This window comes from Mesorhizobium sp. LEGMi-168a, assembly GCF_058312955.1.
Genome location: NZ_JBZEGV010000001.1, coordinates 33,171 through 46,860 on the forward strand (window position 1 = coordinate 33,171; position 13,690 = coordinate 46,860).

The 13,690-nt window shown below is 64.1% G+C and carries 11 protein-coding genes; 8 read left to right on the plus strand and 3 right to left on the minus strand.

Annotated features, from left to right (window positions below):
* Positions 1-33 precede the first annotated feature (33 nt).
* Both cckA and AC4FWB_RS00155 read left to right on the plus strand, forming a co-directional pair.
* Positions 34-2,616, plus strand: coding sequence for a cell cycle histidine kinase CckA (gene cckA, locus AC4FWB_RS00150; protein ID WP_491023768.1), 2,583 nt, complete (start codon positions 34-36; stop codon positions 2,614-2,616).
* A 74-nt stretch (positions 2,617-2,690) separates the two neighbouring features.
* Positions 2,691-3,398 (plus strand): purine-nucleoside phosphorylase, encoded by a 708-nt coding sequence (locus AC4FWB_RS00155; protein WP_491023769.1) that lies wholly within the window; start codon positions 2,691-2,693, stop codon positions 3,396-3,398.
* Here the strand turns inward: AC4FWB_RS00155 and AC4FWB_RS00160 are convergent.
* Positions 3,395-3,700 (minus strand): ribbon-helix-helix domain-containing protein, encoded by a 306-nt coding sequence (locus AC4FWB_RS00160; protein ID WP_491023770.1) that lies wholly within the window; start codon positions 3,698-3,700, stop codon positions 3,395-3,397. The genes AC4FWB_RS00155 and AC4FWB_RS00160 overlap by 4 nt on opposite strands.
* Before the next feature lie 267 nt (positions 3,701-3,967).
* On the opposite strand from AC4FWB_RS00160, the gene AC4FWB_RS00165 reads away from it, so the two are divergent.
* From AC4FWB_RS00165 to AC4FWB_RS00175, 3 genes are all read left to right on the plus strand, one after another.
* Complete coding sequence (locus tag AC4FWB_RS00165; protein WP_491023771.1) at positions 3,968-4,363, plus strand: VOC family protein; 396 nt, start codon at positions 3,968-3,970, stop codon at positions 4,361-4,363.
* Positions 4,364-4,442: 79 nt separating this feature from the next.
* Entirely contained in the window at positions 4,443-4,991 is a 549-nt protein-coding gene (locus AC4FWB_RS00170) for a gluconate 2-dehydrogenase subunit 3 family protein (protein WP_491023773.1), read from the plus strand.
* Between the two features lie 48 nt (positions 4,992-5,039).
* Positions 5,040-6,614, plus strand: a complete 1,575-nt coding sequence (locus AC4FWB_RS00175) for a GMC family oxidoreductase (RefSeq protein ID WP_491023774.1) — start codon at positions 5,040-5,042, stop codon at positions 6,612-6,614.
* A gap of 64 nt (positions 6,615-6,678) precedes the next feature.
* Here AC4FWB_RS00175 and AC4FWB_RS00180 read toward each other — a convergent pair whose 3' ends face one another.
* A complete protein-coding gene (locus AC4FWB_RS00180; protein WP_491023776.1) occupies positions 6,679-8,592 on the minus strand; it encodes a PhoX family protein in 1,914 nt (637 codons plus the stop codon).
* Positions 8,593-8,708: 116 nt separating this feature from the next.
* Positions 8,709-9,095 (minus strand): hypothetical protein, encoded by a 387-nt coding sequence (locus AC4FWB_RS00185; protein WP_491024320.1) that lies wholly within the window; start codon positions 9,093-9,095, stop codon positions 8,709-8,711.
* A 306-nt stretch (positions 9,096-9,401) separates the two neighbouring features.
* On the opposite strand from AC4FWB_RS00185, the gene urtA reads away from it, so the two are divergent.
* From urtA to urtC, 3 genes are all read left to right on the plus strand, one after another.
* Positions 9,402-10,712 carry an urea ABC transporter substrate-binding protein gene (gene urtA / locus AC4FWB_RS00190; RefSeq protein WP_491023778.1) on the plus strand — a complete coding sequence of 437 codons (1,311 nt, stop codon included), beginning with the start codon at positions 9,402-9,404 and terminating at the stop codon, positions 10,710-10,712.
* Positions 10,713-10,848: 136 nt separating this feature from the next.
* On the plus strand, positions 10,849-12,465 hold the full coding sequence (gene urtB, locus AC4FWB_RS00195) for an urea ABC transporter permease subunit UrtB (RefSeq protein WP_491023779.1): 1,617 nt from the start codon (positions 10,849-10,851) through the stop codon (positions 12,463-12,465).
* A complete protein-coding gene (urtC, locus tag AC4FWB_RS00200; protein WP_491023780.1) occupies positions 12,462-13,685 on the plus strand; it encodes an urea ABC transporter permease subunit UrtC in 1,224 nt (407 codons plus the stop codon). The genes urtB and urtC overlap by 4 nt, the downstream gene beginning before the upstream one ends.
* Positions 13,686-13,690 lie beyond the last annotated feature (5 nt).

Below are 13,690 nucleotides of genomic sequence, written 5' to 3' on the forward strand. Positions count from 1 at the left end.
TGTCGGGGCATCGGAATCACGAGCAGGGGGCACATGGCCAAGGAAACGCGCGGCGATTTCTATCCGGTACCGATCGTCGACCAAAACACGCGTCCGGGCGCCGTCACCAGGCTCATCATCTTCATCGTCGTCTTGACCGGCGCCGCGATCGTCTTCGGGCTGTTCCGCGAGCGCCTCGGCGATCCCTTCCTGCTCGGCATGCTGGGTGTGCTCGCCATGATCGGCGTCGGCTTCCTGTTTGCGACGGCGATCGGCTTCGTGCAGATCGCTCCGCGCTCCACTGGCGACGAGTTGTCGAAGGCCTTCGTCGATTCCATGTCGCAAGGTCTCCTGGTCACCGACACCAAGGGGCGCGTCATCTACGCCAACCGGGCCTATGCCGACATGACGGGCGCTGCTTCGGCAGCCGATCTCAAGACGGTTGAAGGGCTGCTTTCGGATGTTCCCGAGGCCTCGATGACCATCTACCGGCTGGCGTCCGGTCTGCGCGACGGCCAGGCCGGCGACGGTGAATTCAGGCTGGCGCAGTCGATCAAGCCCGGGGCCGAGCCTGGCGCGCGCTGGTACCGCACTCGGGCCCGCGCCTTCAACGTGCCGGGCCAGCGGCTGCCGATGCTTGCCTGGCAGATCGCCGACATCTCGCAGGAGCGGGCGGAGCAGGAGCGGTTCTTCCTCGACCTGCAAAAGGCGATAGACCATCTCGACCACGCCCCGGCCGGCTTCTTCTCGGCCGATCAGGAAGGCCGCGTCACCTATATCAACGCCACCCTTGCCGAATGGCTGGGCATCGACCTTGCCAGCTTCACCCCGGGCGCGGTGACGCTGCCGGAAATCGTCGCCGGCGACGGCATGGCGCTCGTCCGCTCGGTCAAGGCGGATCCCGGCACCACGCGCAATGCCGTCATCGACCTCGATCTCACGACAATGAGCGGCCAGGCGCTGCCGGTCCGCTTCATGCATCGCGTTTCGGCGAGCCGCGAAGGCGTGAACGGGCCGACCCGCACCATCGTGCTCAACCGCACCCAGGGCGAGGACGCTTCCGCCGACCTCCGCGCCTCGGAGGTCCGTTTCACCCGCTTCTTCAACTCGACGCCGATGGCGATCGCCGGCGTCGATGCCAGCGGGCGCATCCTGCGCACCAACGCGCCGTTCCTGTCGCTGTTTTCGTCCGTCGTCGACCGCGACGCGGTAGACAGGCGCGTGCGCTTCGAGACCGTAATACATGAGCGCGACCGGCCGGCCTTCGCCGCCGCCTTCGAAAAGGCGCGGCAGCGGCAGGCCAATATCGAGCCGATCGACTCGCTGCTGCCCGGCAATGACGAGCGCCACATCCGCTTCTACGTCAACGCCGTTGCCGATGGCGCCGGCGGCGAAGGGGTGGAGGAGTCCGCCATCGTCTACGCGGTCGAGACCACCGAGCAGAAAGCGCTCGAAGGCCAGATGGCGCAGAGCCAGAAGATGCAGGCGGTCGGCCAGCTTGCCGGCGGCATCGCGCACGATTTCAACAACGTGCTCACCGCCATCATCATGGCGTCGGACCTCCTGCTCACCAACCACCGTCCGTCGGACCCGTCCTTCCCCGACATCATGAACATCAAGCAGAACGCCAACCGCGCGGCGTCCCTGGTTCGACAATTGCTCGCCTTCTCGCGCAAGCAGACGCTGCGGCCGGAAGTGCTCAACCTGACCGATGTTCTCGCCGATCTGCGGATGCTGCTCGCCCGTCTGGTCGGCAACGACATCCGTCTGAAGATCGATCACGGCCGCGACCTGTGGCCGGTCAAGGTCGACATCGGCCAGTTCGAGCAGGTAGTGGTCAATCTCGCCGTCAACGCGCGCGACGCGATGCCCGCCGGCGGCGACCTCACCGTGCGCACCCGCAACGTCACGACCGACGAGTGCAGATCCTTCGCCTATCGCGAGCTTGCCCCGGCCGACTATGCGCTTGTCGAAGTCGAAGACACCGGCAGCGGCATCGCGCCGGACGTGCTGAAGAAGATCTTCGAACCCTTCTTCACCACCAAGGAGGTCGGCAAGGGCACAGGCCTTGGCCTCTCGATGGTCTACGGCATCATCAAGCAGACCGGCGGCTTCATCTTCTGCGATTCCGAGGTCGGCAAGGGGACGGTGTTCCGCATCTTCCTGCCGCGACACGTCGCGGAGGTGAAGAAGGCGAGCGAGCCTGCCGACACCGCGGCGGTTGCCGCGGTGCCGGCCAAGTCGGCCGATACCGTCAAGGATCTCTCAGGTTCGGCGACCGTGCTTCTGGTCGAGGACGAGGATGCCGTTCGCATGGGCGGCGTCAGGGCATTGAATTCGCGCGGCTACACGGTCCATGAAGCGTCGTCCGGCGTCGAGGCGCTGGAGGTCTTCGAGGCCCTCGGCGGCAAGGTCGACATCGTCGTCTCCGACGTGGTGATGCCGGAAATGGATGGGCCGACGCTGCTCGGCGAGTTGCGCAAACGGCAGCCGGACATCAAGTTCGTGTTCGTTTCCGGCTATGCCGAGGACGCCTTCGCCAAAAACCTGCCCGCCGACGCGCATTTCGGTTTCCTGCCCAAGCCGTTCTCGCTCAAGCAACTGGCGACCATCGTCAAGGATGTGCTGGAATCCTAAAACAGCTATCGCTTGCACATTGCCGCGAGCCTGCCATGATGGGGCGGGGTAAGTTTGCATGACAGGGAGGTAGCGTGACGCCGCACATCGAGGCGGGCAGGGGCGACTATTCCGAAACGGTGCTGCTGCCCGGCGACCCCGAGCGTGCTCAATGGATGGCGGAAACTTTTCTCGAGGCGCCGCGCTGCGTCAATCGCCGCCGGGGCGCCCTCGGCTTCACCGGCAGGTTTCGCGGCAAGCCCGTCAGCATCCAGGCAACCGGCATCGGCGTCTCGTCCTTCCTGATCTACGCCCATGAGCTGCTGGACTATCATGGGGTGAAGACGCTGATCCGCACCGGCACATGCGGCGCCCTATCGGAAGATGTTCCACTGCGCGGTGTGGTCATTTCCAGCGCCGTGCGCGCCGAGGGAGCAATCAGCGGGCAAGTGTTCGGACTTTACCAGCCGGCAGGACCGGATGAGGCGCTGCATGCGCTGGCGCTGCAGCGCGCTGCCGATCTCGGCATCGCCTGCAGCGCTGGACTGACCATCTGCAGCGACGTGTTCCACCATCCCGATGGCCGTGCCCGGTTCGACGAGCCAAGGACGCTCGGCGCGCTGGCGGTCGACATGGAAACCAGCGCGCTCTACCGCATCTCCGCCCAGTTCGGCGCGCGCGCCCTGTCGCTGCTGACCGTGGTCGACCACGTCGCCACGGACGAGCAGACCGACTATTCCGAACGCCAGGCGCTGTTCACCGACATGACGCGGCTGGCGCTTGAGGTCGCGGCGGCAAGCTAGGCGGCTTCGCGCTTGAGTGCGGCCAGCTCCTGCGCCGCTGGCCGGTGACCGCGCAGATAGAGCGCGCAGGTCGTGCGCAGCATCGAGGCGAAGTTCGGGATCTGGCCGTTGATCTCGATCGCCTCGTCATAGAGGGTCGAGATGAATTTGGGCGTCGTCAGACCCTGGCTTTCGGCGATCTCGTCGAGCAGCGCCCAGAACGTCGCCTCGAGCTGGATGCTCGTCGAATGTCCGTCTATGCGGATCGACCGATTGATCTGCCGGTAGCCTTCCGGATCTTGTCCGGCAAAGACTCTGCACATCGTTACCTCCCATTCTTGTTGGTCTTGGGCGCCGATTGAGCGTTGGCGCCTCTTGAACACTGCCTGCGCTTTCATCTTCGGCCTGACAGCCGGTGACGGCAATCAGACTTTCGTCCTCAGAATGCGTCGCGACGCGTTTCGGGGCGAGATGCAAAACTGGCGCGACACTACGCATTTTCCAGCAGCATGCGTGGTAATCGGCTGCCACCACCTTTTTTCGCCGGCGCGCATAATCGGCTTCAGAGCACCAAAGCTGCGGAGACCGATTTGGCGAAGGCGATCCACACCATGATCCGGGTTCTCTACGAGGCCCGGTCCGTCGATTTCTACAACAAGGCCTTCGGCCTCGACGTCGCGCAGCGGCTCGATTTCGAGAGTTTTACGCTGATCTATCTCAGCAATGCCGACTCGCCGTTCGAGGTCGAACTGACGGTCAACAAGGATCGGACGGAGCCTTATGCGCTCGGCGACGGCTACGGCCACCTCGCCGTGTCCGTCGCCGATCTCGACAGCGAGCACGACCGGCTCGGCGCTCTTGGGCTCAATCCGAAGAAGATCGTGGAGTTCAACCGCGACGGAGCGCTCATCGCCCGCTTCTTCTTCATCGAGGACCCCGACGGCTACAAGATCGAGGTCCTGCAGCGAGGAGGGCGCTTCCAATAGGGGACAAATGCCGCGCGGACCGGCGCGGCGCCAGCAACGGCATCCGAGGAGGATGCGAACAGCAAGCAGGGAGGAAATTATGGTCACGATCTATGAAGGGAAGCAGCCTCTTGAAAGGAAGCCTGGCCTTTCGCGGCGCGAGCTTCTCAAACGCGGCGGCGCAGGCGCGCTTCTTATCATTTCCGGCAGCGCCGTCATCAGCCCCGAGCACGCGTGGGGGCTGGAAACCTCGGCGCTGAAACCGGAGACGATGGCGACGCTGATCCAGGTGGCGCGCGACATCTACCCGCACGATCAGGTGCCGGACAAATATTACGCCATCGCCGTCAAGGGGCATGACGAGACGGCCGCCAAGGATCCGGCCCACAAGGAGCTGATCGAAAAGGGCATCGCCGATCTCGACAAGAAGGCCGGCAAGGGCGGCTATCGCGGCCTTGGCTGGGAAGAGCAGCGTGTCGCGCTGCTCAAGGACATCGAGACGACGCCGTTCTTCCAGGCGGTGCGCGGCGGCCTCGTCGTCAGCCTCTACAACCAGAAGGAGGTGTGGCCAATCTTCGGTTACGAGGGCGAATCCTACTCCAAGGGCGGCTACATCGCGCGCGGCTTCAACGACATCGAGTGGCTCTGAGCCGCTCTGTTCTTGAACCGCTTTTGACCGATTTCATGGGAGGAAACCATGGCAGCAGCATCATTTGATCTGAAGAACGACGGCGTGGTCGTCATCATCGGCTCCGGCGCCGGCGGCGGCACGCTGGGCAACGAGCTGGCGCAGAAAGGCATCGACGTCGTCATCCTCGAGGCGGGCGCCCGTCACGAATACGAGGATTTCATCAACGACGAGTGGGACTCGTTTGCCCAGCTCGCCTGGAAGGACAAGCGCACCACCTCGGGCGACTGGCGGGTGGCGAAGGATTTTCCGAACCTGCCGGCCTGGATCGTCAAGTCGGTCGGCGGCTCGACCACGCATTGGGCGGGCGCGTCGCTGCGCTTCCAGGAGCACGAATTCAAGGCGCTTTCGAGCTACGGCAAGGTGAAAGGCGCGAACCTCATCGACTGGCCGGTCACGCTCGCCGAAATGGAACCATACTACGCAAAGGCCGAAGCCAAGATGGGTGTGACCGGCACCAATGACTGGCCGCGGCTGCCCGGCAACAACAACTTCAAGGTGCTCAAGGCCGGCGCCGACAAGCTCGGCTACAAGGAATGCCACACCGGCAACATGGCCATCAATTCGGTCGAGCGCGACGACCGCAATTCCTGCCAGCAGACCGGCTTCTGCTTCCAGGGCTGCAAATGGGGCGCCAAGTGGTCGACGCTCTACACCGAGATCCCGAAAGGCGAGGCCACCGGCCATCTCGAGGTGCGGCCGAATTCGATGGCGATCAAGATCAACCATGACGCCTCCGGCAAGGTGACGGGCGTCGTCTATGCCGACAAGGACGGCAAGCTGCAGGAGCAGAAGGCCCGCATCGTCGCGGTCGCTGGCAATTCGATCGAGAGCCCGCGCCTGCTGCTCAATTCCGAATCGAGCAAGTTCCCGCAGGGGCTCGCCAATTCATCGGGGCAGGTGGGTAAGAACTATATGCGCCATACGACCGGCTCGGTCTACGCCATCTTCGACAAGCCGGTGCATATGTATCGCGGCACCACCATGGCCGGCATCATCCGAGATGAGGCGCGTCACGATCCGTCGCGCGGCTTCGTCGGCGGCTACGAGATGGAGACGCTGTCGCTCGGCCTGCCGTTCATGGCCGCCTTCCTCAACCCCGGCGGCTGGGGCCGCTCCTTCACCACGGCGCTCGACCACTATGACCACATGGCTGGCCTGTGGATCGTCGGCGAGGACATGCCGCGCGAGGAGAACCGCATCACGCTGCACAAGGGCGAAAAGGACGAGCACGGCATGCCGATCGCCGACGTCCATTTCGACGACCATCCCAACGATACGGCGATGCGCGACCACGCCTACAGCCAAGGCCAGGCGCTATACGCGGCGGTCGGGGCAACCAGGACTTTCCCGACGCCGCCCTATCCGTCGACCCACAATCTCGGCACTAACCGGATGAGCGAGAAGCCGGCCGACGGCGTCGTCAACAAGCATGGCCAGGCGCACGACATCAAGAACCTGTTCGTGTCAGACGGCAGCCAGTTCACCACCGGCGGCGCGGAAAACCCGACGCTGACCATCGTGTCGCTGGCCATCCGCCAGGCCGACTACATCGCCGCGCAGATGTCGGCGAAAAGCATCTAGTCCTCCCGACTGCCTGCTGGCGCGGGGCCCGAAAGGGTTCCGCGCCTTTTTTGTATCCTTCCGCTTATGCGCCGACCGGTTGGCCATCCTTGCGGCGGATGGCGACCACCGACGGTCGCGGCGGCTGGCCGTCCTTGAAGTCGGGCCATAGGGATTGTGCCTTGTCCAGCGTCTCGGCATCCTCGGACGGGTGCTGGACGGAGAGGAACAGCGTGGTGCCGTCGGGCGTGAAGCAGGGTCCGGTCGCCTCGGCGCCGTGCGGGCAGGTGAAGAGCAGCTTTGGCAACCCACGCGCAGCACCCTCTGTGTCGACGCCATAGACGCCGTCCGGCAGGTCGAAATCGTTGGCGCCGTCGGTCGCCACCCACAGCCGGCCCGCCGGATCGAAGGTGATATTGTCGGGGCAGACAAACCAGCCATTATCCGACGTGTCCGGATGGAAGGTGGCGCCGACCTTGGCGTCCTTGGGGTTGCCGCAGAGCACGAACAGGTCCCAGGCATATTTGTCGGCGGTATGGTCGGCGTCGGGGCCGCGGCCACCGGGCGGGATCAGTTCGACGATGTGGCCCCACAGGTTTTCCGGCCGCGTGTTGGCCGGGTTGATCTTGGATTCGTCACGCTTCTTGTTCTTGGTCATGACGGCGTAGACGCGGCCGGTAACCGGATTGGTCTCGATGTCCTCCGGCCGGTCCATCGGCGTCGCGCCGAGCGCATCGGCGGCAAGGCGCGTCTTCAGAAGCACCTCGGCCTGGTCGGCAAAACCGTTCTCGGCAGTGAGCTTGCCCTGGCCGTGGATCAGCGGCAGCCAGCTCATCGTGCCGTCGCCGTCGAAACGCGCCACCGACAGGACGCCGTCGTCGAGAAGATCCTTGCCGGAGGCGGGGTTCGCCGGATCGTAAGGTTTTGCCGAGACGAAGCGGTACATGTACTCAAAATAATCATCGTCGCCCATGTAGACGACGATGCGGCCGTCCTTGTTGCGCACGACGGTAGAGGCCTCATGTGACATGCGACCGAGCGCGGTGCGCTTCACCGGCTTCGACTGCGGATCGTAGGGATCGATCTCGACCACCCAGTCGAACCGGTTCGGCTCGTTCGGCTCCTTGTCGATGTTGAAGCGGTCATGGAAGCGGCCGCGGCCGTAGATGTCGGAACCGTCGAAGCCGTAGCGGTCGAGGATGTCGGCCGTCGGCGCCTTCTTGGGGTCGCCGCCGAAGAGGTCGGAAACGCCTTCCTCACAGGTCAGCACCGTGCCCCAGGGCGTGACGCCGCCGCTGCAATTGTAGCTGGTGCCCAGCACCTTGCTGCCGGTGGCGTCGGCCGAGGTTTGCAGCAGCGCATGGGCGGCGACGGGACCGGAGACAACCATCTCGGTGTTGGCGGTGATACGGCGGTTGAGCGGGCTGTCCTCGATGATCGACCAGTTGCCGTCCTTGAGCATCACCTCGACGATCGAATGGCCCATCGCCGCGAGGCCGAGATCGACCTGTTCCTTGGTCATCGTCTTGCCGGCGTCGTCCTCGGTCATGCCGGGGAACATGACATTCGGCGAGATGTATTCGTTGTTGACGCAGAGCAGACCGTGGTCGGAATTCTCCGAACCCTTGGGCAGCGGCATGAAGGCGATGTAGTCGCAATTGTAACCGAAGCGCTTCTCCTGCTCTTCCGCCGCGACCTTGTTGCCGTCGAATTCGGGCAGGCCGGCAGCGAGCGCATCGCCCCAGCGCGCGACGATGGTCGTCTCATAACCTTCGGCGGCGGCGTGGGTCTTGTCGTAGACCCGCTTCAGTTCGGGAAAGCCGAGGGTGGATTGAGCGGCTGCCGCATGTGTTTCGCCGGCAAACAAGGAGCCGACGAAGCTGCCGCCGGCAATCAGCGCGCCGGAGGCGATGCCGCCCTTGAGGAGCTCGCGGCGCGAGACGCGCGCGGCAATGACGTCGCGAATGACGGGGGAGGGTGAGGACGGGGAGTTGGCCATCGTTTCTGCCTCTCGGGTGGATGTTGACGACAGCCGCTGCCTAAGCCGCTTCGGCAACATCCGGATGACATGAGAGGGCGGAATGGGGATGGCAGGCGCTGATGGCGCTGCCACCGCTATCTTTTGGTGCAGGTCGAAGCCGTGAAGGCGCCGTCCTGCTGCTTCAGGATGATGTCGAAGGAGGGGCCGGCCGGATCATCCAGCGTCGCTTGCGTCAGCGAGATCGAGTTGCCGCCGCTGGTGTAGCCGCCGAGCGGGCCGAGCCAGCTGATCTCGCCATTGGCATCCATCTGATAATTGTAGGTTCCCGAGGTGCCGAAGGTCACCGGGCCGCTATAAACATTGCCCTTGATGGTTATGTCGCCGAGGTTGAGGAACAGGCCGAGCAGATACACCTCGCAGTGATAGGTCCCGTCGGGCAGCTTGCCGTCGGTGAAGTCGGCGCGGGCGCCGCCGGCGGCGGACAAGAGAAGCAGGAAGCTCAGGATGATGCGTAAGGCCATGACGTCGCTCGTTTGCGCGGCGACCTTGCCCCATTTTGCCATCGTCTCGCAACCGCGATCCGATTGCCGTATGCAGAGCCGAGATCAAAGTTTAGGCATTTTTACCATTTGGGCAAAATATAGGCAGAGATGCGCAAAGTTTTCTCAATCCGTATTCACCCCGAAGACTCAACAAGTTCGACGGCTATCCGATAACCGATTGTAAATACTTATCTATCGCTCTTCACCCCCTCACGCTTCCACGTTTGGCACGTCGCTTGCAGCGCTATGTTGCGATGCAAAACAACCAGCTTGGGAGCGTGGAACATGAGGGGTAATTTCTCGGCAATAACAAAAATGTTTTCGGCCGGCGTGATCGCCACCGGCCTGGCGATGTCGTCCCCGGCCAGGGCGGCCGACGACACGATCAAGGTCGGCATCCTCCATTCGCTGTCGGGGACCATGGCGATTTCGGAGACGACGCTGAAGGACGTCATGCTGATGCTGATCGATGAGCAGAACGCCAAGGGCGGCCTGCTCGGCAAGAAGCTTGAGGCGGTCGTCGTCGATCCGGCGTCGAACTGGCCGCTCTTCGCCGAAAAGGCACGCGAGCTGATTTCGAAGGACAAGGTGGCGGCGGTGTTCGGCTGCTGGACCTCGGTGTCGCGCAAGTCGGTGCTGCCGGTGTTCTCGGAGCTCGACAACATCCTGTTCTACCCCGTCCAGTATGAGGGCGAGGAGAGCGAGCGCAACGTCTTCTACACCGGCGCGGCGCCGAACCAGCAGGCGATTCCGGCCGTCGACTATCTGATGAGCGCCGATGGCGGCTCGGTGAAGCGCTGGGTGCTCGAAGGCACCGACTATGTCTATCCGCGCACGACCAACAAGATCCTCGAAGCCTACCTCAAGTCGAAGGGCGTGCCGGCCGAGGACATCATGGTCAACTACACGCCGTTCGGCTTCTCCGACTGGCAGACCGAGGTCTCGGCGATCAAGAAGTTCGGCTCGGCCGGCAAGAAGACGGCCGTCGTGTCGACCGTCAACGGCGACGCCAACGTGCCGTTCTACAAGGAGCTCGGCAACCAGGGCATCAAGGCCGAGGACATCCCGGTCATGGCCTTCTCGGTCGGCGAGGAAGAACTGGCCGGCCTCGATACCGGGCCGCTGGTAGGCCATCTCGCCGCCTGGAACTACTTTGAAAGCGTCGATACGCCCGAGAACAAGAAGTTCATCGACGACTGGCACAAGTTCATCAAGAACGACAAGCGCACCACCAACGACCCGATGGAAGCCCACTATATCGGCTTCAACATGTGGGTGAAGGCGGTCGAGAAGGCTGGCACCACCGATCCGGACAAGGTCATCGACGCCATGGTCGGCGTGTCGGTGCCGAACCTGACCGGCGGCTATTCGACGATGATGCCGAACCATCACATCACCAAGCCGGTGCTGATCGGCGAGATCCAGGCCGATGGCCAGTTCGAGACCGTCTCGCAGACGCCCGGCCTCGTCATGGGCGACGAATGGTCCGACTACCTGCCTGACTCCAAGGAGCTGATCTCCGATTGGCGCGCCCCGCTGAGCTGCGGCAACTTCAACGTCGCCACGGGCAAGTGCGGCGGCAAGGGCACCAACTGATCACGGTCCGGACCTTGGTCCGTGACCCCCAGGTCTGTCGGATTGCGGTGTGGCCCCGCGATCCTAGACCACTGCCCGGGCGGGCCTCACCTCGCCCGGGCAAAATCCTCCAACCTTTGAGAGCCGCTCGAAGACGATGATCCTTTTGCGCGCGATTGGGCTGATGATGCTGCTGACGATGGCAAGCCTATTGCCGTCCAGCGCGGCCGAAGCCGATCTTCGCGCCGTGATCGCCAAATTTGCGGCAGTCGCCAATTTCTCAGCGACCGAGGCCGTGGTGCGCGAGCTTGCCGCGAGCGGCGATCCGGCGGTCGAACGCCCGCTCTCGGCGCTCGCCGACGGCAATCTCTATATCCGCAAGGCCGATTCCCAGGTTTTCGTCGGCAAGGAAGCCGGTGGCGGCATCGAACTGCTCGATCCGCTGAGCGGCGAGAAATCCGCCGATGCCGCCAAGGCTGACCTCACCAAGATCAAGGTCAACAACGGCCTGCGCCGCGTCATCCGCGATGCGCTGGGCACGCTGACACTGCGCGCCAAGGACCCGGGCGTGCGCCTCGCCGCTGCGGCGACCATGTTCAAGACCCCCGACGCAGCGAACATCGAGCCGCTTGATGCCGCGATCGCCGCCGAGACCGATCCCAGCGTCAAGGCCCTGTTCGAGCAGGCCCGCGCGGCCTCAATCCTCGTCTCCGAGAAGCCCGAAGCCGACAAGCTCGCGGCCATCTCGGTCATCGCTGCGCGGGGCGATCGCGACGCGCTTTCATTGCTGACGTCGGTCGATGCCAATGCTCCGGGCGCCGTCAAGGAGGCCGCGAGCGCTGCCATCGGCCACATCAATTCGACGCTGGCGCTGTGGGATGCAGGCCAGAACATCTGGTACGGCATCTCGCTGGGGTCGGTGCTGCTCCTCGCGGCGATCGGCCTCGCCATCACCTTCGGCGTCATGGGCGTCATCAACATGGCGCATGGCGAGATGGTGATGCTCGGCGCCTACACCACCTTCGTCGTCCAGCAGGTGATCCGCACCTCGTTTCCGAACCTCTTCGACTGGTCGCTGGTCATCGCGCTGCCGCTCGCCTTCCTCGTCTCAGCACTTGTCGGCCTGGCCATCGAGCGCGGCATCATCCGCTTTCTCTATGGCCGCCCACTGGAAACGCTTTTGGCCACCTGGGGCGTCTCGCTGATCCTGCAGCAGGCGGTGCGCACCATTTTCGGGCCGACCAACCAGGAGGTCGGCAATCCGTCCTGGATGTCGGGCTCGTTCGACATCGGCCAACTCGCCGTCACCTGGAACCGGCTCTGGATCCTGGTGTTCGCGCTACTGGTGTTCGCGGTGCTCCTCTATGTTATGAAGCGCACGCCCTGGGGGCTGCAGATGCGCGCCGTCACCGCAAACCGCCGCATGGCCGCGTCGATGGGCATCAGGACGCCATGGGTCGACGCGCTGACCTTCGCGCTCGGCTCCGGCATTGCCGGGATTGCGGGTGTGGCGCTCAGCCAGATCGACAACGTCTCGCCCAATCTCGGCCGCGGCTACATCATCGACAGTTTCATGGTCGTCGTCTTCGGCGGCGTCGGCAATCTCTGGGGCACGCTGGTCGGCGCCTTCTCGCTCGGCATCGTCAACAAGTTCCTCGAGCCCTATGCCGGTGCCGTGCTCGGCAAGATCGTCGTGCTGGTGCTGATCATCCTGTTCATCCAGAAACGCCCGCGCGGCCTGTTCGCGCTCAAGGGCAGGGCGGTGGAAGCATGATCGCCTCCCGCCTCTTCGGCGCTGACCGCCGCATCGCGATCACCGTCCTGGTCCTGCTGGCTGCGGCGGTCGTCGTGCCGCTGCTCAACCTTGCGGTTTCGCCGACGAGCGCGTTCTATGTGCCGCCCTATATGGTGGCGCTGCTCGGCAAATATCTCTGCTATGCGCTGCTCGCCTTGGCGCTCGATCTCGTCTGGGGCTATTGCGGTATTCTCTCGCTCGGCCACGGCGCCTTCTTCGCGCTCGGCGGCTATGCGATGGGCATGTATCTGATGCGCCAGATCGGCTCGCGCGGCGTCTACGGCAATCCGATCCTGCCCGATTTCATGGTGTTCCTGAACTACAAGGAACTGCCGTGGTTCTGGCACGGCTTCGACCATTTCTGGGTCGCGGCGCTCATGGTGTTCGCCGTGCCGGGCCTGCTTGCCTTCGTCTTCGGCTGGTTCGCCTTCCGCAGCCGCGTCACCGGCGTTTATCTGTCGATCATCACGCAGGCGATGACCTATGCGCTGCTCTTGGCCTTCTTCCGCAACGACATGGGTTTTGGCGGCAACAACGGCCTGACCGACTTCAAGGACATTCTCGGCTTCAACGTGCAGGCCGATGCGACGCGCTCGGCGCTGTTTGCCGCGAGCGCCGTCACGCTGGCGCTGGCCGTCTTCGTCACCGCGGCGATCGTGCGCTCCAAATACGGCAAGCTCCTGATGGCTGTGCGCGACGCCGAAAGCCGCACCCGCTTCCTCGGCTGGCGGGCCGAGAACGTCAAGCTGTTCGCCTTCACCGTTTCGGCTGTCATGGCCGGCATCGCCGGCGCGCTCTACGTGCCGCAGGTCGGCATCATCAATCCCGGTGAGTTCGAGCCGGCCAACTCGATCGAGGTGGTGATCTGGACCGCCGTCGGCGGGCGCGGCACCATCGTCGGTCCGATCATCGGCGCGCTGCTCGTCAATGCCGGCAAATCCTGGTTCACCGGCGTGCTGCCGGAATTCTGGCTGTTCGCGCTGGGCGGGCTGTTCGTCGCCGTCACCCTGTTTTTGCCCAAAGGCGTGGTCGGCATGTGGGATTCGTGGCGCGGCAAGGCCAAGGCATTGCGCGCTGCCTCGCTCGCCGCGGAAGCCGGCGTCGATGCGCACGAGCCTCAGCCGAAGATCGTGCGCTCGGCGGCGAGGACCCCGGGCGCCTGGTCCGCTTCCGGCGCCGAGCCGCAGCCGGCGGAGTGAGCGAT